Source organism: Paraburkholderia sp. SIMBA_053 (assembly GCF_046534895.1).
GTDB classification, from domain to species: domain Bacteria; phylum Pseudomonadota; class Gammaproteobacteria; order Burkholderiales; family Burkholderiaceae; genus Paraburkholderia; species Paraburkholderia caledonica.
Genome location: NZ_JAWRXU010001274.1, coordinates 1 through 250, shown reverse-complemented (window position 1 = coordinate 250; position 250 = coordinate 1). Strand labels below are relative to the sequence as shown.

The 250-nt window shown below is 59.2% G+C and carries 1 protein-coding gene; it reads right to left on the bottom strand.

Features of this window, described 5'->3' with window-relative positions; genetic code table 11:
- The coding region (locus SB753_RS39730) for a thiamine pyrophosphate-dependent enzyme (RefSeq protein ID WP_410805503.1) at positions 1 to 250 on the bottom strand (250 nt) is incomplete at both ends.

Here is a 250-nt window from a genome sequence, read left to right as displayed (position 1 = left end):
AACGCGGTGGCGAACGAGCCGACCGACAGCATGTCCACCTCGACCAATACCGGACCGGTCTTCGCCATGCCTTCGCGAATGATCGCGTCGGCTTCATCGAGCGATTTGATGCGGTAGTGCGTGAGCTTCAGGCTTTCGCAGAACTGCGCGAAGTCCGGCTGATGCAGATCGACATAGCAGCGGCGGCCGCCGTATTGCGCGTCCTGAATGTTGCGGATCACGCCGTAGCATTGATCGTTCATCAACACGA